Source organism: Salinicoccus sp. HZC-1 (assembly GCF_046736035.1).
Taxonomy (GTDB): Bacteria; Bacillota; Bacilli; order Staphylococcales; family Salinicoccaceae; genus Salinicoccus.
This window is the reverse complement of record NZ_CP177130.1, coordinates 177,554-204,404: the sequence shown is the minus strand read 5'-3', so window position 1 is coordinate 204,404 and position 26,851 is coordinate 177,554. Positions and strand designations below refer to the sequence as shown.

At 42.7% G+C, this 26,851-nt stretch carries 24 protein-coding genes; 8 read left to right on the top strand and 16 right to left on the bottom strand.

The window, feature by feature from the left end:
• Window positions 1-2: 2 nt before the first annotated feature.
• Window positions 3-1,271, bottom strand: coding sequence for a lipid II:glycine glycyltransferase FemX (locus tag ACKRAT_RS00955; RefSeq protein WP_411843253.1), 1,269 nt, complete (start codon window positions 1,269-1,271; stop codon window positions 3-5).
• Window positions 1,272-1,329: 58 nt separating this feature from the next.
• Between ACKRAT_RS00955 and ACKRAT_RS00950 the strand changes: the two genes are divergently transcribed.
• Entirely contained in the window at window positions 1,330-1,575 is a 246-nt protein-coding gene (locus ACKRAT_RS00950; RefSeq protein ID WP_411843252.1) for a hypothetical protein, read from the top strand.
• Here ACKRAT_RS00950 and ACKRAT_RS00945 read toward each other — a convergent pair.
• The 12 genes from ACKRAT_RS00945 to ACKRAT_RS00890 all read right to left on the bottom strand — a co-directional run bounded on the left by ACKRAT_RS00945 (window position 1,560) and on the right by ACKRAT_RS00890 (window position 13,570).
• The gene (locus ACKRAT_RS00945; RefSeq protein WP_411843251.1) at window positions 1,560-2,246 is read right to left on the bottom strand and encodes a VOC family protein; all 687 of its coding nucleotides are present in this window, start codon (window positions 2,244-2,246) and stop codon (window positions 1,560-1,562) included. The genes ACKRAT_RS00950 and ACKRAT_RS00945 overlap by 16 nt on opposite strands.
• Before the next feature lie 106 nt (window positions 2,247-2,352).
• On the bottom strand, window positions 2,353-3,516 hold the full coding sequence (locus ACKRAT_RS00940) for an ABC transporter ATP-binding protein (protein ID WP_411843250.1): 1,164 nt from the start codon (window positions 3,514-3,516) through the stop codon (window positions 2,353-2,355).
• Between the two features lie 12 nt (window positions 3,517-3,528).
• Window positions 3,529-4,497: a sugar phosphate isomerase/epimerase family protein gene (locus tag ACKRAT_RS00935; RefSeq protein WP_411843249.1), complete on the bottom strand. Its 969-nt coding sequence runs from the start codon at window positions 4,495-4,497 to the stop codon at window positions 3,529-3,531.
• 12 nt (window positions 4,498-4,509) lie between these two features.
• Window positions 4,510-5,541, bottom strand: coding sequence for a Gfo/Idh/MocA family protein (locus tag ACKRAT_RS00930; RefSeq protein WP_411843248.1), 1,032 nt, complete (start codon window positions 5,539-5,541; stop codon window positions 4,510-4,512).
• Window positions 5,542-5,550: 9 nt separating this feature from the next.
• The gene (locus tag ACKRAT_RS00925; protein WP_411843247.1) at window positions 5,551-6,576 is read right to left on the bottom strand and encodes a Gfo/Idh/MocA family protein; all 1,026 of its coding nucleotides are present in this window, start codon (window positions 6,574-6,576) and stop codon (window positions 5,551-5,553) included.
• A complete protein-coding gene (locus tag ACKRAT_RS00920; protein ID WP_411843246.1) occupies window positions 6,569-7,291 on the bottom strand; it encodes a ThuA domain-containing protein in 723 nt (240 codons plus the stop codon). Before ACKRAT_RS00920 ends, ACKRAT_RS00925 begins: the two co-directional genes overlap by 8 nt.
• Window positions 7,291-8,307, bottom strand: a complete 1,017-nt coding sequence (locus tag ACKRAT_RS00915; protein WP_411843245.1) for a LacI family DNA-binding transcriptional regulator — start codon at window positions 8,305-8,307, stop codon at window positions 7,291-7,293. The genes ACKRAT_RS00920 and ACKRAT_RS00915 overlap by 1 nt, the downstream gene beginning before the upstream one ends.
• A 19-nt stretch (window positions 8,308-8,326) precedes the next feature.
• Window positions 8,327-9,148, bottom strand: a complete 822-nt coding sequence (locus ACKRAT_RS00910; RefSeq protein WP_411843244.1) for a carbohydrate ABC transporter permease — start codon at window positions 9,146-9,148, stop codon at window positions 8,327-8,329.
• The gene (locus ACKRAT_RS00905; RefSeq protein ID WP_411843243.1) at window positions 9,148-10,014 is read right to left on the bottom strand and encodes a carbohydrate ABC transporter permease; all 867 of its coding nucleotides are present in this window, start codon (window positions 10,012-10,014) and stop codon (window positions 9,148-9,150) included. The genes ACKRAT_RS00910 and ACKRAT_RS00905 overlap by 1 nt, the downstream gene beginning before the upstream one ends.
• A gap of 59 nt (window positions 10,015-10,073) precedes the next feature.
• Window positions 10,074-11,387: an ABC transporter substrate-binding protein gene (locus ACKRAT_RS00900; protein ID WP_411843242.1), complete on the bottom strand. Its 1,314-nt coding sequence runs from the start codon at window positions 11,385-11,387 to the stop codon at window positions 10,074-10,076.
• Between the two features lie 269 nt (window positions 11,388-11,656).
• Window positions 11,657-12,712: a GTPase domain-containing protein gene (locus ACKRAT_RS00895; protein WP_411843241.1), complete on the bottom strand. Its 1,056-nt coding sequence runs from the start codon at window positions 12,710-12,712 to the stop codon at window positions 11,657-11,659.
• Between the two features lie 15 nt (window positions 12,713-12,727).
• Complete coding sequence (locus ACKRAT_RS00890; protein WP_411843240.1) at window positions 12,728-13,570, bottom strand: DUF368 domain-containing protein; 843 nt, start codon at window positions 13,568-13,570, stop codon at window positions 12,728-12,730.
• 159 nt (window positions 13,571-13,729) lie between these two features.
• Between ACKRAT_RS00890 and ACKRAT_RS00885 the strand changes: the two genes are divergently transcribed.
• From ACKRAT_RS00885 to serA, 3 genes are all read left to right on the top strand, one after another.
• Window positions 13,730-14,794 (top strand): AAA family ATPase, encoded by a 1,065-nt coding sequence (locus tag ACKRAT_RS00885; RefSeq protein WP_411843239.1) that lies wholly within the window; start codon window positions 13,730-13,732, stop codon window positions 14,792-14,794.
• A gap of 117 nt (window positions 14,795-14,911) precedes the next feature.
• Window positions 14,912-16,054, top strand: coding sequence for a pyridoxal-phosphate-dependent aminotransferase family protein (locus tag ACKRAT_RS00880; RefSeq protein WP_411843238.1), 1,143 nt, complete (start codon window positions 14,912-14,914; stop codon window positions 16,052-16,054).
• Window positions 16,047-17,639, top strand: a complete 1,593-nt coding sequence (gene serA / locus ACKRAT_RS00875) for a phosphoglycerate dehydrogenase (RefSeq protein ID WP_411843237.1) — start codon at window positions 16,047-16,049, stop codon at window positions 17,637-17,639. Before ACKRAT_RS00880 ends, serA begins: the two co-directional genes overlap by 8 nt.
• Before the next feature lie 18 nt (window positions 17,640-17,657).
• Here the strand turns inward: serA and ACKRAT_RS00870 are convergent, their stop codons facing one another.
• On the bottom strand, window positions 17,658-18,767 hold the full coding sequence (locus ACKRAT_RS00870) for an HAD family hydrolase (protein WP_411843236.1): 1,110 nt from the start codon (window positions 18,765-18,767) through the stop codon (window positions 17,658-17,660).
• A gap of 337 nt (window positions 18,768-19,104) precedes the next feature.
• Between ACKRAT_RS00870 and ACKRAT_RS00865 the strand changes: the two genes are divergently transcribed.
• Window positions 19,105-20,772, top strand: a complete 1,668-nt coding sequence (locus tag ACKRAT_RS00865) for a Na/Pi cotransporter family protein (protein ID WP_411843235.1) — start codon at window positions 19,105-19,107, stop codon at window positions 20,770-20,772.
• A gap of 37 nt (window positions 20,773-20,809) precedes the next feature.
• Here the strand turns inward: ACKRAT_RS00865 and ACKRAT_RS00860 are convergent, their stop codons facing one another.
• Window positions 20,810-21,994, bottom strand: coding sequence for an NAD(P)/FAD-dependent oxidoreductase (locus ACKRAT_RS00860; protein WP_411843234.1), 1,185 nt, complete (start codon window positions 21,992-21,994; stop codon window positions 20,810-20,812).
• A 124-nt stretch (window positions 21,995-22,118) separates the two neighbouring features.
• Here ACKRAT_RS00860 and ACKRAT_RS00855 point away from each other — a divergent pair, with 124 nt between their 5' ends.
• The 3 genes from ACKRAT_RS00855 to ACKRAT_RS00845 are packed head-to-tail and all read left to right on the top strand — an operon-like array spanning window position 22,119 to window position 25,463.
• On the top strand, window positions 22,119-23,078 hold the full coding sequence (locus ACKRAT_RS00855; protein WP_411843233.1) for an AAA family ATPase: 960 nt from the start codon (window positions 22,119-22,121) through the stop codon (window positions 23,076-23,078).
• Complete coding sequence (locus ACKRAT_RS00850; protein WP_411843232.1) at window positions 23,068-24,270, top strand: DUF58 domain-containing protein; 1,203 nt, start codon at window positions 23,068-23,070, stop codon at window positions 24,268-24,270. The genes ACKRAT_RS00855 and ACKRAT_RS00850 overlap by 11 nt, the downstream gene beginning before the upstream one ends.
• Window positions 24,267-25,463 carry a hypothetical protein gene (locus ACKRAT_RS00845; protein WP_411843231.1) on the top strand — a complete coding sequence of 399 codons (1,197 nt, stop codon included), beginning with the start codon at window positions 24,267-24,269 and terminating at the stop codon, window positions 25,461-25,463. Before ACKRAT_RS00850 ends, ACKRAT_RS00845 begins: the two co-directional genes overlap by 4 nt.
• Window positions 25,464-25,498: 35 nt before the next feature.
• Here ACKRAT_RS00845 and glnA read toward each other — a convergent pair whose 3' ends face one another.
• The gene (glnA, locus tag ACKRAT_RS00840; RefSeq protein ID WP_411843230.1) at window positions 25,499-26,833 is read right to left on the bottom strand and encodes a type I glutamate--ammonia ligase; all 1,335 of its coding nucleotides are present in this window, start codon (window positions 26,831-26,833) and stop codon (window positions 25,499-25,501) included.
• Between the last annotated feature and the right edge of the window lie 18 nt (window positions 26,834-26,851).

Here is a 26,851-nt window from a genome sequence, read left to right as displayed (position 1 = left end):
TATCAGCGACGTTTATTCCTGCCTTTTAAAAGCTTATTTACTTTTATTTTCCCTTTTTGGAACATCGGCACACCGACTTCGGCCAAAGTATAAAGCGGCTTGTTGATGACATAATCAAATTCTCCGATTTTCTCGCTGACTTCCGTTCCCCATACCTTTTTGAACTGCCATAATCCAAAATGCGGGGAGTCCTGTTTGGGAGAAACACTGACACCGCCAAAATCATACGTTTTCGCACCATTATCACGGGCATATTTCATCATTTCGAACTGCATATTATGATTTGGTAAATATTCGCGGTGACTGTCTGATGAAGCGCCATATAAGTAATAGGATTTATGACCCGACTGCGCGAACAATGCGCCGGATAGTACTATGCCATCTGGGTGTTCCTGTTTGATCACTTCTATTTCCACCAGTTGCTTTGAAAGCTTCTCCCTGCGGTTTTCCAAGTCTTTCAGCTGATTTTCTTTTTTACTGCCGCCTTTTTTCTTTTCCGCCCTGCCAATGTCCTTCTCTACTTTCATCAAATCTTTTTGCAGAGAAACGGATACATCTTCAGGAATGAGTTTGACTAAAAACAGCTCCATATGGCCATTGGGATTCAAATGATCATAAAGGGATTCGAAATAAGTGATATCACGTGTCAGGAAACCGTCGCGTTCACCTGTTTCTTTCATCAGTTCCACGAATTTTTTCAATTCATCGCGTTCCGCTTTATAAACGACCGTGCCGCGGCGAACCGCATTTCTCACTTTTGTGCGATTATTACGCTCAAAACTCTGGAGCAGTTCTTTATCATCTTTGTCGATGCGGGACACCATTGTCTGACGCGGCTGAATATTATCTTTACTCATCCCGTCCTGCAGTCCGCGGTGGCGGAAGCCCAGCGCTTTTAAAAATTCAATCGTATCCCGATGTGGTTCAAGCGGCAGATCCGGATCAATTTTAATGGCATAGGCGTTTTCATCCTGTGCGATTTTCAATGATTCTTCAAGCATGAACTCAACAAGCCGCCGGTCATTAAAGTCACATACAAAGCCGCGGGATATATAACACAGCGTGCTGCCGGTCTTCGGCACTTTTTTGAAAAGAAGCATCGCTGTACCTAATATTTCCCCATTTTCATTTCCTGCAGCGATACGCCTCGAATACCATCCTGTCAGACGTTTAGACTGCGCCCAATCTGTCAATTGTAATAGATCACCATTAGGATGTGATTCGACAAACTTATTATGTTCTTTATTAATAATATTCAACAATTTAAGCATAGTAATCTCCATTTCAATAATATCTGATATAATAATGAGCAAGAAAGGTGGCCAATGAATGAGAATTATAATTCTTGTCGTTCTCGCAGCTTTAAACGTTTTCAGCATTTTCCAGCTGGGTCAGTACAATAGCGGAGATTTGATTGCACTAATGAGTATCAGAATTATTCTTGCAGTAATCACATTCATGCTGAGCATCGCCTATATATTAGTACGAGGCTCCCGTCCGCTAATTGTTATGAGCATCGTTACGGTACTCATTGCTCTCGCCCATATTGGATTGATCATTTATATAAACTTGTAGACTGCACCTTTATACACTGCTGATTCACCGTCTGTTGCCATTTTCAGGGTAATGGACGGTTTCGTGCTTTGAGACAGTGCCACGCGTGTATGGGAATCTATCTCCCCTTCCCAAATGCCAAGGACATCATAAAATGATTTCCAAGGACGGATATCCACGACGTCGTGCTGGATGATAATGGACGGGGTAATAAAGTCCCCGCGTAAAGCCTCGATGCGTTTCAGGCGGTCCGGTTCCGGCTCATCCCACTGGATGAAAAACGGGAAGATTTCCTTTTCACTCTGGACATACAGCAGTCTCCAGCTGATTGTTTCCCCCTCTGTAGTACGCTCCATCCCAACCGGACCGGCAGTGGAAAACCCCCGGGCTCTGAAACGTTCACTCAATGCTTCAATATCATCCGTACTGAGTGCATAGCGGATAAAGCCTTCCTCATACCCCAATGCATCAATTGTCTTCGCAAATGATTCAGAGGCATCTTTCAAATGCTGATTAAACGCCGCTTCATCCTCTATCGCCAAATACTCAACGTATCTGTAGTCGAAATATGACAATAGATTGGCAGTGCCAAAACGCTCGTGTTTTCCGCCTGAATGAACAGGGAGCACCGGTTCCTGCTCCACTTCCTCCAATTGATTGACATAGTGTATGATATGATCAAATTTCACCATTCAAACCACCTCTTTTTTTAACTATATCATAATATCACGCCTGCTCCACGAAATACACCGAATAGAAAAAGCAGCCCATCCGTATGGATGAACTGCCTGTCTCATCTTATGCTTTAATAACATCCGGATTCGTATTCTCCAGCTGTTTCAACTCTCTGTTCCGTTCTTCTTTCGTTATGATGCGCTCCTCAGTTTCAATATCGAAGAAGTGCCCTTTATTCATATCGAAAGCGAATTTTACGATGTCACCCGGATCCAGCTCGTTTCTCGCATCGACCCGTGAGATGAATTCCTGACCCTCAAGTTCAGAGTAGAGCATTATTTCAGAACCCAGAAGTTCACTCACTTTGACTTCTGCATTAAATGCAGAAGCAAGCGCTGATTCCACAAATAGCGCTTCTTCTCTGATATCTTCCGGACGGATACCAAATTTCACCGGTTTGTTATCGTACCCCTCACTTACCAGCATGCGGCGTTTGGCTTCCGGTATAGTGATGGTTGTTTCTCCGATCAGAAGCTTGCCATCTTTGATTTCACCATCGAAAATGTTCATCGCCGGGGAACCGATAAACTGTGCCACGAAAACATTTTCCGGAAAATCGTATACTTCTTTCGGACTGCCGATCTGCATGATATCGCCCTGATTCATGACTACAATCCTCGAAGCCATCGTCAATGCTTCTGTCTGGTCATGGGTTACATAAATCGTTGTTGTCTCCAGACGTTTGTGCAGCTTGGTGATTTCGGCACGCATCTGCACCCTCAGTTTTGCATCCAGGTTGGACAGCGGTTCATCCATCAGGAAGACATTGGCTTTACGGACGATCGCACGCCCAAGAGCCACACGCTGCCTCTGCCCGCCGGACAGTGCTTTAGGCTTTCTATCGAGGTAATCTGTCAGGCCGAGAATTTCAGCTGCTTTTTCAACGCGATCCTTTATTTCCGGTTTAGGCGTCTTTCTTAACTTGAGGCCGAAAGCCATGTTGTCATATACGCTCATGTGGGGGTAAAGGGCGTAGTTTTGGAAAACCATTGCGATATCCCTGTTTTTAGGTTCCACATCATTCATGCGCTTTTCATCGATATAGAAATCTCCGCCGGTAATATCTTCAAGACCTGCAATCATGCGTAAAGTTGTGGATTTACCACACCCTGAAGGCCCGACCAATACAATAAACTCACCGTCATGGATTTCAAGGTTGAAGTCATGAACGACTTTCGGCCCATTGTCATAAGTTTTCTTAATGTGTTCCAGTTTCATTTTAGCCATTAAATCACTCCTCTAAGCCCACCACATGTCGGCTGGTTTTTCTTTTATAATTACAGTCTGCAAGTTCCTGACTGCTGTCTGGAAGCCTTCTTCGACAGACATCAGCCCGTCTTCATGTTCAATCGAAACGACATGGTCGTAGCCGTACGTTCTCAGCGCACTCATCATGTTCGCCCATTCGTCCATGCTGTGTCCAAGCCCGACACTTCTGAATGTCCAGCTCCTGTCTTTGATCTTACCATACGGGTTCATATCCAAATATCCATACATGTTCAGGTTCTCAGGGTCAATGTATGTATCTTTGGCATGGAAATGATGAATCGCCCCTTCACGGCCGAGTATTTTAATCGCGACCACCGGGTCGATCCCCTGCCACCACATATGGCTTGGATCAAGGTTTGCCCCGATATAAGGATTCGTTCTCCTTCTCAGTTCAAGCATGGTATGTGGAGAATGCACCAGGAATCCGCCATGGAGTTCCAGACCGATCTTCACGTCATGCTTTTCAGCCAATTCACCAATCTCTTTCCAGTATGGAACCAGACGGTTTTCCCACTGCCATTCTTTAATTTGGGAATATTCCTCCGGCCATGGTGTAACCGGCCAGTTCACTGCTGTATCCGTTTCATTGCCTGCAGGTGTACCACTGAAAGTATTGACAACGGGAACATCCGTCAGACTGGCCAACTCAATGGTCTTTCTCAGTGCTTCATCCGATTCTTTGCGGAATGCCGCATCCGGAGAAACCGGGTTGCCGTGACAGCTGAATGCACTGATGATCAATCCCCGTTTCTCAAACTCCGCCATATATTCTTTACGTGCTGCTTTTGATTCGAGCAGTTTATCTACATCGCAGTGCGCATTGCCGGGATACCCGCCGGTGCCCACCTCCACTGCTTCCAATCCGGATTCTTTTACATAATCCAGCATCTCCAAAAAGTTCATATTTTGGAATAAAGGATTAAAAACGCCCAGTTTCATACTTTAGACCTCCTAAAGGATTACGCTCCGTTGTTCTTTGGAACTTTTATATATCGCTTCAATAATTTTCGATACTTCTTTTGCCTCATGGGACTTCACACGAAGCGGTGCATCGTATTTCACTGCAGATATGAAATTCTGCGCCTGCAGTCTGCTGTAGGGTTCATCCACTTTGATATAGTCTATGCGCATTGTTGTCATCAGGTCTTCATCCGCCTGGTTCACTTTCATATCGAAGACATCAAGACCGGCTTTCATACCCGAAATGCTGATGTGATTTTCATCTTCAGGGATATTCGCGGCCCAGCTCGTTTCGAAAAGCATCGAGGCACCGTTATCAAACCGGATGAATGCACTCACATGATCCTCGACTTCAAATGCCTCCCTGTTGAAATGCCCCCATTCGTTCACCGTATTCGTCCGGCTGAGATGGTTATATGTAGAACTTGAGACTTCTACCGGTTTCACATCTCCCATAAGGTACATCGCCAAATCCAGAAGATGGCAGCCATAGTCGATCAATGCACCGCCGCCCTGGAGTTCCTGATTGGTGAATACACCCCAGCCGGGCACTTTACGCCGTCTCAGACCTTTTACACGGACAACGATCGGCGCACCGATCGTACCGCGCTCGATAATCTTCTTGGCTGCGATCGCTTCCTTCATGAAGCGGTAATGATAAGCGATATGAAGCTTCACACCATTTCGTTTTTCCGCTTCGATCATCCGCGCACATTCATCAGTCGTCAACGCCATCGGTTTTTCGCACAGCACATGTTTCCCATGATTCATTGCGTCTATACTAATCGGCGCATGAAATTTATTGGGGGTACAAATTACCACCGCGTCCACATGGGGATACATATCCTGTATATCCGAAAAAAATTCAGGTATGCCGAGCTCATTGGCAACTTTCATCGCCCGCTCCTTATTGACGTCCTGCACTGCTGTAATTTCCACTTCATCGAACGTCCGGAATGTAGGAATGTGACGCCCGGTCGCAATCCCGCCAACACCGATGAAACCCAGTCTGATTTTAGACATTTAAAACACCTATTCTTTGTTAATAATTTTATGTGTCCGATCCGATTCAAAAGCGCGTAAAATAATCTGGACAGATTTTTTAGCATCCTCTGCTGTAACAGGTACCCGTTCGCCTTTTTCCAGAGCATTGATAAACCGGTCCATCACCTGGGATGGACTTTTCTGTCCCTCATCATCATTTGTTTGGATGCCGCCATAGTTTTCTTCTACAACCTTACCGTCACTTCCCGCGAAAATGAACGAATACTTTGTATCATTAAGGAGACGGAGAACGCCTTTCTCTCCGTAAATCACAGTTGAGTTGTCTTCAGAACCATAGAAAGACCAGCTCGCCTGCAATGTGCCGATGGCGTTCGATTCAGTACGCAGTATGCATACGGCATTATCATCGACGTTGGAGAAATCTTTATCTTCTTTGGAAATCAAGCCGCCGACTTCAACAACCTCTTCATCCAGAAGAAACCTGATGAGGTCAGCTTTATGGACCCCGAGGTCTCCCATGGCACCCATCGCCGCTTCCTCTTCTTTAAAGAACCAGCTCTCCTTGCCGTCAACACTCCATTGTTCAGGCCCGGGATGGCCGAAAGTCGTGCGGAAAGCATGGATTCTGCCGAGCCTGCCGTCAGCAATCCATTCCTTGGCAATTTCGTGCTCTTTCACGAAACGCTGGTTGTGACCGATCATCAGCTGTTTACCAGAACGCTTCTCCGCTTCGATCATCGCGTCCATTTCTTCCATAGTGACGCCCATCGGTTTTTCGCAAAGCACATGTTTCCCGGCCTCAAGTGCAGCGATGGCGATTTCGGCATGAATGTAGTTTGGTGTACATACACTCACGGCGTCCACCTTTTCATCAGCCAGCAGATCCCTGTAGTTCTGATAGGCAGTGCCGCCGTAGAGCGCCTTTTGATCCTCTGCCCTCTCCAGGACTTGATCACAAAAGGCAACCAGCTTAACATCTTTATTTTCACTGTATTCAGCAATGTGGCGTTTAACACCAATGCTGCCACATCCTATAACACCCACATTAATCATTGTGACTCCCCTTTATCTCTTCTAATGGTTCGTAGTTTCCATAGTAATGCTTTTTGCCATTGGACGATCCAACCCAGTTCACACCATTTTGAATGACTCTCTGAACATTCTCGTTATAGTAGGTCGGGTGTGTTTCATGCCCGGGACGGAAGTAGAAAATTTTACCGTTGCCGCGTTTGAACGTACATGCGCTCCTGAACACTTCGCCGCCTTCAAACCAGCTGAGCATGACCAGCTCGTCAGGAACCGGAATATCAAAATGCTCCCCGTACATCTCCTCTTCAGGCAGCTCGAAATATTCCCCCAGACCATCCACGATCGGATGCGTGGGATCAACCACCCAGAGACGTTCCTTTTCATTCGCTTCACGCCATTTCAAGTCACATGAAGTGCCCATCAGCAATTTAAAAGGCTTTGAAAAGTGCGCCGAGTGGAGAACGACAAGGCCCATGCCATCCCAGACACGCTGTCGGACCTTTTCAGCAATTTCATCCGAAACTTCATCATGTGCCTTATGGCCCCACCATACAAGGACATCCGTGTTATTCAGCACCTCGTCGGTCAGGCCGTGTTCGGCCTCATCCAAAGTCGCCGTCGTCACATCGTGCTCTTCCAGGAAACTGGCAATCTGGGCATGAATCCCTTCGGGATAAACATCACCCACAATATCCGATTCCTTTTCATGTCTATATTCATTCCATACTGTTACTTTCACTATACTTCCTCCTTCATAGTAGATTGACGTTCGATGATCGAAGTCGGGACAGTAATGTTTCTTTTCAGCTTATCAGGGTTATTTATTAAATCAATGATTTCACTGCTTGCCTCTTTCCCTAATTCTTCAGGGAATATGTTTACGACGGTCTGTGGAGGCGAAGCAAACTTTGTCAGCAGCGAATCATTGAAAGTAGCTGTTGCAACATCTTCAGGAATACGGATGTTTAACTGATACAATGCGGAAATGACTTTTGCATTGAGCACTGAATCCAAAGTTAAAATAGCCTCCGGATTACTTTCTTCAAACGTCTCTTTTAATAACTCTTTTAATGTTTTACTATCACTGTCACAATAAAGAATTTTACCGTCAGTCGGAATACCCGAAACGTTTAACGCCATTTCAAATCCTTTGATTCTATCCTGGGATACCGCAAATACATCATTATCCACAATCATTCTAATATCTCTGTATCCTTCACTGATAAGAAATTCAGTCATGGACTTTGCCGCATGGACGTTATCATTATCTACGTATATACCATTGCTGATATCAAATATATTCTTGCCGACTACAACAAACGGAAAATCAATCTCATGCAGGTAATTTACAACCAGATCATCTTTTTTCGAATAAAGAAGGATGAAACCGTCCACCTGTCTGGAATTGATAAGTTCCTTAACTTCATTTAATAATGAATCATCGTCTGTAGTGGATGTCGTTAATGTTGAGAATCCTTTTTTACGGCAGGTTTCAGAAACCCCCAGATTCACATCTGAAAAAAATGGATTTAAATTAACTTCATGAATCCCGCTTTTCAATACGAGACCTATAGTATATGACTGGTTTGTAACCAGATTTCTTGCTGCTATATTAGGTGAATAACCGATAACCTCCATTATTTTCCTAACTTTTTTCTTCGTTGTGTCACTGATTCCATCATGATCCTTGATTACTCTTGATACGGTGGAGGGTGAAACACCAGCTATTTTAGCTACATCTTTAATTGTTACCATAATGCGTTACTCCTCCCACTTACTTCACTGCACCGTCAGATACTCCTTTAATAATATGCTTTTGGGCGATGAAATATCCAATAATTACTGGAATGATTGATATTGTTAACCCTGCAAGCGCCAATGTCCACTGCTTTGTATATTGACCAAAGAACAGGAATAGTTTTAATGGTATCGTCTCGTCTCCCCGGCCAAGTACAAGACTCGGAAGCAAGAAGTCATTCCATATCCAGATGACGTTCAGTATAGCCACTGTAACCCCGATTGGTCTCAGTAACGGGAAAATCACATGCCAGAATGTCTGCCACTTAGTGGCCCCGTCAATTTTCGCCGCTTCATCCAATGAAAGCGGGATATTTTTTAATGCGCCATGATAAAGGAACAGGGATAGTCCCGATCCAAAGCCGATATACATGAACATCAGCCCCCCTTTATTAAGACTTTGCAGTTCACTGAAAATCTTAACAAGCGGAATCATGACAGCCTGAAATGGTACGAGCATCGATGCAACAAATAGAAAGAAGATGAAACCGCTCATTTTACTCTTGTTTCTGGACAATGCATAAGCGGCCATTGCAGAGAAAAACACGATACAGACAATACTGACCGTCGTGATTAAAAAAGAGTTGAAAAAAGTTCTTAAGAAATCCAGCTCCTGAAAGGCATCGACAAAGTTATCAAATATCGGTTCTTTTGGCGGTGCCAAAGTATTCTCAAACATTTCTCTTTTTGATTTAAATGCGTTGACCAACATTATATAAAAAGGTGAAAGCCATAATAAGGCAAGAGCAATACCTAAAACCTCTAATATGATGCGGCCTGTCGACTTTTTCTTTTTCATTATAGCTCCACCTCTTTCTTCTTATTGTAATATACCTGTGTAAGACTGAGTATTGCTACAATGATGAAGAAAACGACAGCTTTGGCCTGGGCCATACCCATTGTATTCATGGCAAACGCTGTATCCACGATATCCATGGCAATCATTTTCGTTGAACCGCCAGGACCCCCGCCTGTAAGAGACAGGTTCTGGTCGTAGATTTTGAACGAACCGGAAAGAGTAAGGAACATACTGACAGTAAACGCCGGCGCTACCAACGGCAGAATAACATCTTTCAATTTCTGCATGTAGCTTGCGCCATCCATATCCGCAGCTTCCAATAATTCATCAGGAATGCTCTGAAGATAGGCGATGTAAATGATCATAATGTAACCCGCCATCTGCCATACATGAAGTATGACCATCCCCCAGAAACCGGTTGCCGGTGTAGCAAGCCATCCCTGCAGCATTTCCACACCCATGGCGTTCCCTAAAGCATTAAAAATATCCGTAAAGATAAACTGCCAGATGAAGCCAAGTATCAAGCCACCGATCAGGTTGGGCATGAAGAATATAGTTCTTAAAATATTTTTTGATCTAATGTAGCTCGTAACAATCAGAGCTAAAGAAAAACCGACTATGTTAATGATAATGACAGTTACTATCGCATATTTAAAAGTGAACCATAATGCACTCAGGAAAGTTGCATCACTTAAAAGATTTGCGTAGTTATCAAACCCTTTAAAAACCGGGGTTTGCGCCATATCACCCGACCACTCGGTCAGGGAATAATAGATTCCCCATATAAAAGGCACTACTACTACTATTAAGAGGGCAGCCAATACAGGAGCAAGGAATACCCAATACATAAGACTTTTGGTTTTCATATATTAACACCTCTTTTATGTAAGGAAGGAGCAATAAAATTGCTCCTTTGCCTATATTTTTATTTACGGTTCTCTTCCCAATATGACTTAGAGTTTTCTATGACTTCTTCCCAAGTGATTTCACCTGAGAGATATTGCTGTACGTTGTTTCCGAATACGTCTTCAGAGAAACCGGTCGGATATCCGAGGAACACCCATCCGCTTGTGTTTCCTTCTTCAGTATATTCATAGATTTCTTTTGATAATGGATCTGAAATTTGTGATGTATCATAATCTTCATATGCAGGGATGAAATTGAACTCGTTCAGAACAATCTCTTTACCTTCATCAGATGTATAGATCCAATCAAGGAATTCCACCGCTGCCTTCTGTACATTTTCTTCTGCACCTGAGTTAACTACCCAATATTGCGGTACTCCGACCGGCATTTTGGCTTCTCCTTCAACAGGGATTGGAAGGATTCCTGAATCCTCTGCAACTTCCGGCGCAATTTGTTCGATTGAAGGGTAAGCCCAGTTACCCTGCTGTATCATTGCGACTTTGCCCATAGAATAAAGTGCTTCAACTTGTTGCGAGTAATCCAGACTTAACACAGGTGTTACAGAGTAATCCGCCTGCATGTCTATATAAGTCTTAAGATCTTCTGACAGTTCAAATTCAACCGTATCAGCTTCAAACGCTTCCGTTACATTGTTATTAAATTCAGGAGCAAGGAAAGAACTGCTCGTATGGTTGCCATATACCCATCTTTCCTTACCCGGGAATGCGTATACTGCATCTAAACCAAGCTCTTCTTTCATTCCATCAAGTTTTTCCGTCGCTGCCTGCAGATCTTCCATTGAAGTCAGATCTTCAGGATTGATTCCCGCTTCTTCAAAGATTTGCTTGTTGTAGATCAAACCATAACCTTCAAGGTTATAAGGGATACCATAGACTTGATCATCTATCGTAACGGAGTCCAGAGTACCATCAAGCGCTGTATTTATAGCTTCTGAATCTTCAATTGGCGCTATACGGTCTTTATGGTCTTCATAATCCTGCGGCCCGCCGATATTGAAAATATCAGGTTCTTCACCCGATGCAATTTTAGATTTAAGTGTTGCACCGTAGTCGTTTCCGCCGCCGACAGTCTCAACATTGATAGTTACATTAGGATTTTCTTCCTCATAGGTTGCAACAAGATTTTCAAACTGTTCACGAAATTCGACTTTAAACTGGTAAAGGTCAATTGTCACTTCTTCTCCCGATTCATTACCGTCGCTTCCTTCACTGCTTTCTGAAGCAGCTCCTCCACCGTCACCACTGTTACCGCATGCCCCCAGCATGAGTACTAATGACAGTAATAACGAGTAGCCCCACTTTGTTTTTGTCATTTGATTTCCTCCTTGTTTATGTAAGCGTTGTCAGACGCCTGTATAAATGAGTCTATATTCAGAAAACAATTAAGTCAAGCACTTTTTTGCAAACGATTGCATTAATAAATTAGCAGTAGTGACAACAGTTTAGAACAATATCATTTTCCTAATCGTGATTTTTATTGCAAACGATTGCTCAAATAGCGCTCTTACCGTATTTCCCTCTTTATGAAAAAACCCAAAATCTATTTTTCATAGATTTTGGGCTGTGATTTTTATTTATGAAATTAAATGGATTCTTCTTTTTGTTCTCTTCCATAATATTTCAGAATATCCCTTGCGAAGTCGTTCATATCCCCTACATATTCAAATGTCCCTTTCAATACAGGATAAATGTTCTTGATTCCGACTTCGCCGAATGTGGAGACGATGAATGAAATGACGTTCAGTTTTCTTAATTTAAATATTGTACTGAACAGTGTTGCAAGATGGCTGATGTATTCTTTTGATTTCATTTCGCCTTTATCCGTATTTTTGGCCTGATTGATGTAATCCGCGGCTCTTGGGATTGCTTTTCCGATGATCTCGCCATCTTCAGGCGACACATGAAAATGCGCTTCGGTCATCTCTTCTATGGAACGGTATGCCCGCTGCAGTATAATATCTTTCAATCCGGGGGATAGAAGTTTGGATGCCAGAGTGTTGAGTTTTCTATTTAAAAACTTTTCCATGTATCCTGCACTCGCAATCCGCTGAGAGTACACTGCATCTTTTGATTCGAATATTGGGGATATCGCCGCTTTTAATGCTTCAATGCCGAAGCGGTCTTTGACGCTGACAAAATGGTAATGAAGCGGCTGCTCCAAATATTTTTTGAAGGTCACGTGCAGCTCTGTGTCCTTGTCATGCATCAGCATCTCATGTTCGCGGTTGCCGGATACGTCGACCAGTGTGTCCGCTTTGTTGTAGATGAATATGATATTGATTTTTCTTTTTGCCAGAAAGCGGATAATTTCTTCATCCGCTTCCCTGATCTTGGAAGAAAATACATATAAAACATGCTTTAAATTCGCTTTTTTAATCAATTTTTTGTATTGCTTAGGAGAATATTCCGTAGTCCCGACACCTGGAAAATCAAGTATTTTCCCACGTGCCCCGTAGCTGTGCGATGAAATCGTACGGGTGGCGTCAGTCTGCGTGGAAATATGGGTTTCCGTACCGGCGAGCGCATTCACCAATGCACTTTTGCCTGCATCCAACTGCCCGAGGACGCCGATGCGGTAGTCAATCGTGTTTTCAACATATTCATGAAACGCTTTGACCAATGGATGTTCCAAAGCCATCCCACTCACCTCTGTCTATATAGTGTCTTTGTTATCTTTACCCATAAAATAGCTTATTAAGAATCCGGCAAAGAGTGAAAGAACCGTAACGGTCCACGTTGTTGCCGTCTGGGGCAGTCCGGGATAGATTGCAAACACCGATCCCAGAACCAGGCCGAGTATTAATGCATATGTTAAATATGTGTAGTGCCGCAGCATGTACTGGATGATTCGGCTGGCAACAAGTAGGCCCGCAACAATACCGAGCCCTGCTGAAATCAGTACCGGCAGCACCTGCAGGTTTAATGACGTCAATTCGCTCAGCGAATAGATGATGGTGGAATAAGAACCAAGCAGTAATAATACAAGTGAGCCCGATATTCCCGGCAGCAGCATCGTTGCCGATCCCAGCATACCGCTGAAGAACAGCTTTAAGAGCAACGGTGCCGTAATGACAATCTCCTCTATCGGCACCTCCTCTTTGCGCACCATCCCCATAAAGAACAGGCCTGCAAGAATAATGGCAATCAGTATATAGTGCGGTGCCCTGAACTCAACTTTATAGTTTGAGATTCTCAGCATCATGGGTACGACACCCAGGATAAGGCCGATGAAAAACCAATGGACCGGCATCGCGTGATTTCCCAGCAAATAGTCGATGAGTGAGGACATGGACAGTATCGCAATCCCCATACCGATGACGAGCGGTATTAAATATATGATCGCCTTTTTATAATGTTTCGACACAACTCTGCTGACTGCACCCAAAAACTGATCATAAATCCCGAGAAGCAGTGCCATTGTTCCACTGCTCACCCCGGGAATCAGTTCACATATACCCATTAAAAACCCTTTAAATATATTTATCCATTTAAACATTCTTTAATATACCTCTCACATTCACAGTTAGTTTTATTTTCCATACGATTGTAGCATATTATAGCCTTCAATCATCATTTACAGAATATCCTCCATTTGATAATACGTTTTCATATTGTTATAACTAATCTAATAGATTAATCGATGGGAGAAATTGATGTGAGAGACTTGGGTATATATTTTGGAACATTCGCACCTTGTCATGTGGGGCATTTTGAACAGATTGTCCGTGCTAAACGGGAGAACAGGCATGCACTCGTCATTGTCAGTGGATACGAAGGCGACCGCGGTAATACATACGGTATGTCGCTGGATAACCGGATGAAAGCAATGCGGCAATTGCTGAGGAATGATGAAAACGTCTCAGTGATCAAGTTGGATGAAACGGATATTCCGAGATATCCCCATGGATGGGAACCCTGGCTTGAAATACTTGCTGAAAAAATTACCGGGTGTATGGCGGAATTGGGTTTCGAAGTGGACGAAATGACATACTATGTCGGAGAAGAGGAATACATTGAACCGCTTCAGAATTTTTTCGACGGCAGATGGACTGATATTGATACGCATATCACTATGGTGGACCGTAAGATCTTGGGAATCAGCGGGACGAGCATCCGGGAAGAGCCCATTTTGAACTGGGACTATGTCACAAGGCCTTTCAGAAGATTCTTCGTCCAGAATGTATTGGTCCTGGGGGCACCGCACACCGGTAAAACATCACTGGTCCACGATCTGGCCAGACGTTATTCAACTTCATATTCTACGGAGTATGCCAAAGAATACCGCACAGCGCAGCATGTTGCCGCTGACGAATTGGACATCAAGGACTTCCACGCAATTGGCATCGGGCAATTTGAAAATAATAAAAAACATATTCATTCGCCGGGCACACGTAAAGTTTTTTTCGCGGATACCGATGTAATGATGACAAAGATATATATGAAGATGCATGCCGTAGGAGAGGAATACCAGCAATTAAAGCCGGTATTTGACTACTTCATCCATTTGCAGAACTGGTCGCTCATTCTCCTGCTTCCTCCAAAGGAAGATATGAGGACGGATGACTATACCGCCACAATGCATGACATTATTTTAGAAGAGATAAAAAAGCAGGGGTTGGAAGAGATTACACATATATTGGAAGGAGAATCCTACAGGAAGCAATATCAGGAAGCACACAGCCTTGTTGACGAAATACTCAAAAATGGTAAAGATAATTAACTGAAAACGAATTCATCTGTAAAATTACACAAATAGGGTGGATATGGCTATATATCGATGGAAAATGCAGAAAATTTTGTTATCATGGTTAACATCTATCGAATGGAGGAAGATTTTATGAAACAAAAACTATTGCTTACACCTGGTCCTACACCAATCCCGCCACAAGTTACAAGTCGAATGTCCGAAGGCATGATTGGGCATCGTTCATCCGATTTCAATCAGCTTATGGAAAACATACAGCCCAAATTGAAAACATTGCTTGGCACGAAAGATGCCGTTGCCATTCTTTCTTCGAGTGGCACAAGTGCACTTGAAACTGCGATGGTCAATCTTGTCAGACCCGGGGAATCGATTGTCATCATTGTCAGTGGTGCGTTTGGGGACCGCTTCAGAAACATCGCCAGCACCTATCCATTCGATGTTCATGTGTATGATGTGGAATGGGGCAAAGCAGTAGACCCCGAAGCATTCGAAAACTTTTTAGACAGTAAAGAAAACATTAAAGCCGTCTTCTCACAATCATGCGAAACGTCTACGGCCGTTGTACATCCGTTGAACGCACTCGGTAAAGTCGTCAAATCCTATAACGATGAAACATTGTTCATCGTCGACGGGGTGAGCATCGTCGGGGGAATGAAATTCGATATGGAAAAAGACGGCATAGACTGTCTGGTTACAGGCAGCCAGAAAGCATTGATGCTCCCACCGGGCATCGCATTTGTTGCAATGAATAATGCAGCGAGACAAAAAGCATCCAATCATGATCTCCCTCGCTTTTATCTGGATATCAACCGGTACTTTAAAGCGCTGGATGAAAATTCCACTCCGTTTACACCGGCAGTCTCATTGATACAGGGGCTGGAAAAAGTATTGGAAATCTACGAGCAGGACGGTGCTGAATCCATATTCGAACGACATGCAAAAATGCGCGATATGCTAAGAGCCGGCCTGCGTGCACTTGATTTTGAAATGCTGGTGGATGATGAATATGCATCTCCCACTGTCACTGCATTCAAATCAGATGAAGAAGAGCTTAAAGTGGTTAAAGACAAACTGCAAAATGAACATCAGATTACAATTGCCGGCGGACAGAAGGTGCTTAAAGGTAAAATTCTCCGAATCGGGCATATGGGATACATGTTCCCCCACGATATGATCCGGGTACTGGCTGCGCTCGAAGCAATACTCAGTGACTACAGAAATGAAAAATACTATGGAAAAGCACTCGCTGCTGCTCAGGAGGCATATTATGAATAATTACAAAGTACTCGTGCTCGATCCCGTAAGTGAAGATGGCATAAAAGAACTTCTCGATCATCCCAATTATGATGTAGACGTCAACACCGGACTCAGTGAAGCTGAAATACTGGAAATCGTCCATGACTATCATGCACTGATTGTGCGCAGTCAGACGACTGTCACAGAAGAGATCATCCGCTATGCCAGAACACTCAAAGTCATTGCCCGGGCAGGTGTCGGTGTCGACAATATTGACATCGAAGCTGCAACTAAGCATGGTGTCATTGTCATTAACGCACCGGATGGAAATACTATCAGTGCAACGGAACACACAATGGCAATGATGCTGTCTCTGACACGTGATATCCCATCAGCACATAAAGAACTTTCAGAGGGCATCTGGAATAGAAAAGGCCACAAAGGGACGGAAATGTATGGCAAGACTCTGGGGATACTCGGTGTCGGTAAAATTGGCTTCGGGGTCGCTAAACGCGCCCAAAGCTTTGGCATGAAGATTATCGCCTTCGATCCATACTTATCGGATGACAAAGCACAGGAAGCGGAAATTGTAAAAATGGAAGTAGATGAAATTGCGGAACAGGCGGATTTCCTTACAGTCCATACACCGCTTACGCCTCAGACGAAAGGTCTCGTGGGCACTGATTTCTTCGATAAGGCAAAACCGGGATTGAAAATCGTCAACGTTGCCCGCGGCGGTATCATTGATGAGAAAGCTTTGGTGACAGCTTTAAATGAAGGTAAAATAGATGGTGCTGCCCTGGATGTATTCGAAGAAGAACCACCGACGGATTCAGAACTGCTGCGGCACCCTAGAATTGTCGTTACGCCTCACCTCGGTGCTTCCACAGTAGAAGCGCAGGAGAAAGTCGCTATCAGTGTTTCCCGGGAAATAATCGACATTCTGGAAAATAACACAATTATTCATGCTGTGAATGCGCCACGCATCAGCGAGAATATCAACAATGAACTTAAGCCATATATCAATATTGCAAGTCATATGGGTGAAGTTGGTATCCAGTTAATGAACCGTCCGCCTTCAGAAATTAAGTTGAAGTATCATGGGGATCTTGCTCTCGATGATACAAGCATGCTGACACGCTCGTTCGTTTCCAGTCTGCTCAAACCGCACTTGGGGGAAAATGTAAATATTATAAATGCACTCTACCTGCTGCAGGAGCAGGATGTGGTATATAAAGTGGAGAAAAATGGCAAAGCCCATGGCTACAGCAACTATTTGGAAACAGAATTGATCAATGATGATGAAACACTCGTCCTTGGTGCAAGCGTACTCGATGGATATGGGGAACGCATCGTTAAAATCAACGATTTCCAGGTGGATATCAAACCGACTAAACATCTGCTGTTTATCAACCATCAGGACAGACCCGGCATTATTGGCGAAATGGGCATCACGCTCGGAACACATAAAGTTAATATTGCCAGCATGCAGCTTGGCAGACATGTGGAAGGCGGCAATGCATTGCTTTCATTGTCACTCGACCAAAATGTGAATGAGGAAGCTATGGATGAATTGCGGAAAATTGAAGGTTTCCACGGTCTCAAACAAGTGGACTTATTATAGAAATTAGAAAAGCCATCACTAATCGTGATGGCTTTTTAGTATGATTTCTTCTGTTTCCAATACGGATTCAACTATATTCGTTACACCAAGCGCTTCGAAGTCTGGTTTAATTTCATTACCAGTCAAGCCTGTCAGTGTTGCAATGAAGTCCACACCTATCGCATCTGCACAATAGAAATCTGCAATGGAATCACCGATGATGAATATTTTGTCATTGGATTGATTGCGCTTATTAACTGCATCATCGAAGTGCGCTTCATCATGCTCATATAAACTCCAGAGGTAGCTGTATGGATGCGGCTTGGCTAAAGAGAAATCAATACCTTCTGTGCCTTCTGCAGCCAGAACTTCTGAGGCTGTTGAAACTCTATTGCTTCTGAAAAGGTCCATAAAGCCATGCTGGTGGAACGGAATAAGCGTTTCCTGCCTCGGCCTGCCTGTAGCTACTCCGATTTGCACACCGGCCTCCAGAAGACGTTTAAGCATGCTTTTAATATTTTCCGGCGGACGAATCCATTCTTCATCATGAATGAACCCTTGTTTGCCCTCTTCTTCCGCTTTCATCCCGGTAGAAGTCTTAACATCATTACTTCCTAAATACCATTCCTGATACTTATACTGGCCCGTATGCCAGATTGGACCATGCATGTCGAAAACATCCGGATCCGGGATATCAATTCTCTGACGGGCATAATTAATCAATTCCGTATATATAGAATCTTTTGTATAGTTCCCATCCTCAAGAAAGTCCACTACAAGGCTGTAGTCCACTTCCACATCTTTCAGCATTTCCCCTACAATATACAAATCAGAAATATCCACATTTTCTACATTGATCTTGGACTCTTTGATCAGATTAATATACAAAATGGAGAATGTTACAAACAACATATCCCAGTTGGAGTTAAGTCCCATTTTTTTGAACCGGTCCAACACTTTATCATTACTGAATATGGATGTGCGGATTGATTTTATCTCCTGATCAGTATAGTCCGTTCTAAATTTTTCTTTTGCCAGATTTAAGTATCTGGGGCTGTACAGCATTTCATGCACTGCCAGCGCGGAGACATCAAAACATCGTTCTTCACTGAGAAATACTCCATCAACATCGAATAGTACCACAGTCACAGCTAATTCCTCCTGTTTACAGTAGAGTCTAAGTTAAATTTAAGTTTCTCACATTGGGTGACCAATGTCGACTGAACTTTACGATGATTCTTAATATTTCATCGCCTTTTTTTATGGTTGAATAATAAATCTGAAAAGTTTTAATGAGATTTTTTAAAATTCAGTCAGCTAAGCGATTCCATCAAATGGAAGAATTTAACCCGGGTTAATTTATTTATTTTAATGCATTTTAGTATATTTCATCTTATAATGTAATCCGTGAGATCAAAAGTAAATATTATGTAAAGTAAATTAAAATAATGTAAAGGCGCTCCGGTGCCTAAGTGGAGGAATATTTATGGAACTCAGTCCGATGGAAGTCATTTTTCTTTTTCTCGGCGGACTTGGTATTTTTCTTTTTGGTATAAAAATGATGGGAGACGGGCTGCAGGCGGCTGCAGGTGATCGCTTACGCGAAATTTTAAATCGTATGACTTCCAATCCCATTAAAGGTATTATTGCAGGTATTATCGTTACAGTGCTCATTCAGAGCAGTTCTGGAACAACTGTAATAACTATTGGGCTGGTCTCTGCCGGCTTCATGACTTTAAGACAGTCTATCGGAGTAATCATGGGTGCCAATATTGGTACAACGGTTACAGCGTTTATCATTGGTTTGGATATCGGTGAATATTCACTGCCAATTCTTGCACTTGGTGCATTTATGATCTTCTTCCTTGGCAACAGACCACAAATCCACAATATCGGAAGAGTGCTATTTGGTTTCGGTGCCCTGTTTTACGGGCTTGAGCTTATGGGGCAGGGCGTGAAACCACTCGCTGACTTGGAAAGTTTCTCGAATTTGATGTTGAATATGTCCGATAATTCTTTCCTTGGACTTGCCACCGGCACATTACTCACGGTTGTCGTTCAGAGTTCGAGTGCAACAATCGCAATCCTCCAAGGATTTTATGCAAATGATTTGCTGGACTTGAGTGCAGCAATGCCTATTCTTTTGGGAGATAATATCGGTACGACAGTCACTGCCATTCTTGCAGGGCTTGTCGGATCAATCGCTGCAAGACGCGCCGCTGCTATACATGTAATTTTCAACGTAATCGGGGCTGCGATATTCATGATCATTATGCCGTTATTCGTAAGCCTTATTACATTCCTTCAGGGCAGCCTGAATTTGAATCCGGAAATGACAATTGCTTTTGGCCATGGATTCTTCAACATATCAAATACTTTGATACAGTTGCCATTTATATTCGCGCTCGCATGGATTGTGACTAAAATTGTACCAGGCAGAGATTTCTCAGAGGATTTCAAACCAAACCAGCTTGATCCTCTTCTCTTAAAACGTTCACCAGCGCTTGCTTTACAAGGTGCACACAGCGAAGTTAAAAACCTGGGTAACCTGATCCTCAGCATTTTAGATGACACGCATAAATTCAGCAAAACCGGAGATAACAAGCTATACAAAGAAATAAAAGAAAAAGTCAACGTAGTAGATACTTTACAGGACAGTATAAGAAAATATTTAATCGATGCATCAAAGTATGACATCACTCTTGAAGACAGTGAAAGACAGGCAACATTGCTGGAGATCACCCGCATACTCAATAAAGTTGGTTCTCAAATAAATGATTATGCAGAATCCTATAATAAAAAGTTCAGAGAGAATATAGACATTTCCGAAACAGCCGGAGAAGGGCTTGATGATCTTTATAATCACGTATATAAATCTTTCAAAAAATCAATAGATTCCCTTGATATATACAACCCTCAGGAGCTGGAAGAGGTAATCAGGCTCAGTCAAAAATCATATAAGATTGAAAACAAACTTAGAAAACAGCATATCAAAAGAATGAACAAAGGGGCTTGTTCCACAGATGGGGGCCTGCTGTACGTGGATCTTATCAGTAATCTGGAACGTATCGGTTATAACGCCAGAAATATTTCCGAGACGAACCTTGACGAAGACCATGAAGACCTAGCTGAAGATTTTACAATATATGAATAAACGAAAACCCCGATGCAGTATATGCATCGGGGTTTTTTTATGCTTTCCCTTTCAGCATGCCATACCAATACATGATCGGCAGCATATTTTTCTTAAACTGATATAGAAATATATTTTCATCTGACTGATCAAGAAATGTCGTTTCTTCAGGTATTCTGTCATAACCGAATTCAGCTAGTATAAGTTCACCATATTCTGTTGCAATCGGGCATGCTGTCTTGCCGTCATACTCATGGGATGGGTCTTTATCATTCATCCGGTCCAGTATATTATCTACAAGGACCGGCACCTGCTTCCTGACTGCACCTCCCATTTTAACTGTCGGTAAACTGGAGGAATCCCCCAGTGAAAATACTGTTGTATAGGTTTTATGCATCATCGTATGTGGATCGACATCCACCCATCCGTCGTCATCCAAAAGATCCGAATCGTTAAGTACAGAGGGGCCATGCATCGGCGGTGTCACAACAATCATTTCAAATGGTATGGTGGTTCTCTTTCCTGTTTCAGTATTTTCAAAAACCGCTTCCTTAGTTTGTGCATCGATTTTGGATAATTCCTCGTTCAGCTCAAAGTCGATGTGTTTTCCATTCATCTGTTTCTGCAGGCTGTCATCATATTTCTTCACTTCGAATATTTCCGGTTTTCCGCTTCGGAAGATAATATCTGCACTTCTCTCATGCTTTTTCAAAAAATCATCCATTGTGAACAACGAGTTCTCAGCAGAGACACCGCCTTTTATTTTGGACTTGGGTTTCGTAACGATGATATTTCCCGACCTCACCTGTTTTAATGTGCTGTAGGTATATTCGACATGGTCCACCAAATAGTTGGTACATATGCCGTTTGTGCCCAGTGCTTCCGGCAGTCCCTCAATCGCTTCATAATTCAGCTCGATTCCCATGGCGACTACCAGGAAATCATATTCAATATTATAATCCCCCGCGGTTACAACCCTTGCTGTGGGATCTACTTTTTCAACTCTTTCCTGAAGCCATCTTGAGCCTTTTGGCATTACTTCACCCATGGGTTTCCAGGTTGATTCCAACTTCACTTCCCCACTGCCCACTAATGGCCATGCCGGCTGGAAATAATGATAATCATTCGGCTCTATGATGAGCAGGTCATTCTTCAACTTTTTATTTTTACCAAGGATTCTGCTTGCAGTTGATATACCTCCTGCGCCTCCGCCAAGGATAACGAGTTTATAATGTGTTTTCATCCTCATCCCTCCATTTTTAAGTTCATTCCCCCGCAGGCCTGCATTCATGCACAATTCATCAATAAAATTGTATATTTCTACTGACAATATTAAAATGAAGATAATAATATGAGGGGGATTTCGCATGAATATTGAGGAGAAGCTTAATCATTTTAAAAATGAAGTGGGTAAAGTAATCATTGGACAGGAAAAAGTTGTGGAACTTATTTTTGTCAGCCTGTTGCAAAAAGGACATATTCTTTTTGAGAGTGTGCCGGGTACCGGTAAAACGATGCTTTCCAAGGCAGTCGCCCAGGCAATCGGAGGGACTTTTAAAAGAATCCAGTTCACACCGGATGTCCTGCCTTCTGATATTACAGGATTAAATATATATAATCCGAAGACACAGGAATTTGAACTGCGCACCGGCCCTGTGAATACCGACATTCTGCTCGCAGATGAAATCAACAGGGCAACACCGAGAACACAGTCCGCACTGCTTGAAGTGATGGAGGAAAAGCAAGTGACCATTGATGGGGAACGCATACCCGTCGAAGAACCATTCATCGTACTTGCCACCCAAAATCCAATCGAATCCAAACAGGGAACTTTTGACCTGCCTGAAGCTCAACTGGATCGTTTCCTAATGAAAATAAACCTGGGTTATCCTTCAAGGGCAGAAGAGAAAATGATGCTGAACCTCCATGGGACTAACAATGCATTGAATGATGTACTGCCGGTTTTTTCCAAAGATGAAATCGTTGAATTACAGTATAAATTATCCGAGATGGAAGTAAACGATACGACGTTGGATTACATTCTTGATCTTATACATAACTCAAGGAACCATGAGCATATCGAGGTCGGTGTATCGCCACGCGGTACAATTGCTCTGATGCAGGCGGCTAAAGGCATAGCATTAATCCATAACAGAAATTATGTAACACCGGACGATATTAAATATGTGGCCCCTTATGTTCTCGGCCACCGTCTAGTATTAAACATTGAAGGCATTACGGTTACCGATGCTTCCGCGCTTGTATCCGACATCATTAATTCATCAGACGTACCTGTTGAATATGGGGTTGCGAGAGATGGGGTTTAAAACTGATTTTAAAGATTCAAAAGCAATGACCTTTTTCATCGGTGCTGCTGCCATTCTATTCATTATCAATATCTTCTACAGTATTAATTTGAACCGGATGATTGCTGTTTCATTAGGACTCTTTATATCATTTGCATTACTTAATTATTTATATGAAAAAAATATTTCAAAAAGACTCAGCATTGAAGTATTGAATAAAGAAATCCGAATGTATAAAAATCAGATTGATGTCATTCGCATTAAGATAACACAGGACGGTATCCTGCCAATACTCGACGGACAGATTTCCCTGTCTGCCGGGGATGACATCCGATTTGATCACGATATCTCGACCGGCATCAGACAACACACCATTACTGCCATCAAATTCACTGTAATGCCGAAAAGTTCGATTATCCTTGAAGTGCCATTCAGAGCAGATTCCAGAGGGGTCAGTAAAATCTTCAAATCCGAAATACGCATCCCTCAAATTTTCGGTTTTGATTCTATTGATCTTAAGCAAAAAGGGAAAATTGATCATGAAATCATTATTTATCCCGACCGTTATGCAGTACATAACGAAGAAATGAAAAACCAAATGGCCCAAGGCACATTCATGCAGAAAAATGCCCTTTTCTCCGATCCATTGATGACAACCGGAACAAGAGGTTACCTCCCCCGGGATAATATGCGGGATATCCATTGGAAAGCTTCCGCCCGGACCGGTGAACTGCAAACCAGAATCTATGAAAAAACCACTAAAATCAGCTGGATGATTCTGATAAATTTGCGATCTGAAAATTCTTATGCCCCACCTAAAAATATTGAAGAGATATTTGAAAAACTCGCTTTTATAACCGCTCGGGCAACTCAAGCTGATATACCATACAGAATCATTACAAATATGGTGACATTTGAGAATCATTCATTTTTCCGTTTAGATGAAGGCGCAGGCAAATTACATTACAAACGGACACTCGAATCATTGGCGCGCCTCAATACCGTTACTTATACGCTGGATTTCGAAAGGCTTTTGAGACATGTCCAGCTGCATGAAGAGACACCTACTCATATTATATTTACAGGTATTGCTGACGATGCCATCAAAAAGGAACTTTCGGCCTTCAATAAAAAAGGTGCCAGCATATTCCAACTCAATGATTTTGGTATTGTTCCTTTTAGAATTGAAAGCGACAGGGAGGCATATACGTGAGCAGAATAAAATACATTTCCCAGTTTGCGCATGCCTATCTTACCGATATGTTTTTACTATTATTCATCATTTTATTTCTCAATGTGCATAATGGAAAAGAAGCTTTAATCTTTCCATTCACAGTTATAGTCATAGCAATGATGATTATAAGTTTCTTTATTGTGAAGTATCTCAGACTGGGCAGGATATATTTCATGCTTCCTGTTGTTTTAATCATTGCTCTGATGCTCGGTTTTAATTGGCTGGGTGCGGTATTAGTTGCCTATCTGCCGTTATTAAGACTCGAGTATCTGCATGATGATGCCGATAATGTCTTTTCACATATAACGCTCATCGTTACTTTTCTGCTGCTGATTGGCACGAACCTCCTGACAACGGAAGCGACTATAAATTATTCAATGCATTTTCATTTAATATTCCTGAGTCTTTTAGTCTTTTTCTTTGTCGGCAGAATCATTGTCTACCTGATCGATAATGGCTACTCCAAGAGCAAAAATCTAATTATGTTCTTTGCTGCCTCAGGCGCATTTCTGCTGATTGGGATTTTTATAGGTTGGATATATCATTATATCGCCTTTGCCGCAAAGTATATTATAGTAATGCTGTTAAATGGATTGATATTCCTGCTCCGTCCTCTTTTTAATACACTTGAAAATATAAAATTTGAGCCGCCTCAATTGGAAATGGATGAAGAGAACGAAGCGCAGGAAGGCGAAGAACTTCAACAAAGTTTTGATCAGAAGTCGGCATTATCCCAAATACCTCTCGATACAATCATGGCCATACTATTCATTATTGCTGTTATTGCCGGACTCTATATATATTATAGAAGAAGAGAGCGGCTTTCTGCTGTGCGGAAGGCCGAAACTGCAAAATCATCCGCTTCAATATTACGCACAAAACGGGAATCAGCTCATGAGAAATTAGAAGCACCGGATGACCGGGTGAGAAAAGTATATTTCGGCTTTGAGAAGTGGCTTGCTGCAAGAAATTTGGGACGTTACCACAACGAAACAATTACAGAATGGATCAGACGCCTTAACCTGGAGGAGATCATTGACCAGAAGAGGCTCGGAATTTACATGGAGACACGGTACAGAGATACCGATTTTACAAATGAAGACTATCAAAAGTATAAGGAAAACATTCAATTGATGAAAAAAGATATATCAGAACACTTTAAAAATCACTAAAAAAAGTCCGAGACTCTGGTCTCGGACTTTCCTTATTAGTACTGATTGAGATACTGGTCGATTTCCCATTCTGAAACCTGGGAACGATACATATCCCATTCCACACTTTTGTTACCGTGGAATTGTCTGTATATATGCGGTCCCAGAGCGTCCTGGATGACTTTATCTTCTCTGAGTGCTTTTAACGCCGTATAAAGTGTGGATGGCAGATCCTCCACCCCTACTGCCTCACGTTGCTCACGCGTCATTTCATAAATATTTTCATTCACCGGTGAAGGCAGGTCGGTTCTATGCTTTATACCTTCTAATCCCGCCATCAGGATGGCTGCAAGAGCCAGGTAAGGATTGGCAGATGGATCGACCGACCTCACTTCTGCACGCGTTGAAAGACCGCGGGAGCTTGGTATTCTGAGCAATGGCGAACGGTTCTTGCCACTCCAGGCGATATAGCTCGGCGCTTCATAACCCGGCACCAGACGTTTATAGGAGTTCACCAATGGATTACAAATTGCTGTGAATCCTCTCGCATGTTTTAAAATACCTGCCATGAAGTATCTCATATCCTGACTGAGTCCAATTTCATCATTTTCGTCATAAAATGCATTTTCTTTTCCATTGAAAAGTGAAACGTTAAAGTGCATTCCATTACCATTGATGCCGTATAACGGTTTAGGCATAAATGTTGCATGCAGATTGTGCTTTCTTGCCACTGTTTTAACAACGAGTTTAAATGTCTGGATATTATCACATGCAGAAATTGCATCTTCATATTTGAAATCAATCTCATGCTGGCCTTGGGCTACTTCGTGGTGGGAGGCTTCAATTTCAAATCCCATATCCTCAAGTTCCAGTACAATATCACGGCGGCAGTTTTCACCCAGGTCTGTTGGCGCCAGGTCGAAATAGCCACCTTGATCATTTAACTCCGTTGTCGGATTTCCTTTTTCATCTAACTTGAACAGGAAGAACTCAGGTTCCGGCCCCAGATTAAATGCTGAATAGCCCATCTCTTCCATTTCTTTGAGAACACGCTTCAAGTTAGAGCGCGGGTCTCCTTCAAATGGTTTGCCATCTACGTCATAAATATCACAGATTAATCTGGCTACTTTTCCTTTGCCGGCTGTCCACGGGAAGATGGTCCATGTACTCAAGTCCGGAACCAGATACATATCTGATTCTTCAATACGCACGAAGCCTTCTATTGAAGAACCATCGAACATCATTTCTCCGTCCAATGCTTTGTCAACCTGACTGATTGGCACTTCTACATTTTTAATCGTTCCTAAAATATCGGAGAATTGCAGTCGTAAGTATCTGACATTTTCCTCTTCAGCAATACGTTTAATGTCTTCTCTGGTAAAATTCTTCATAGCTCACGCTCCTGATTA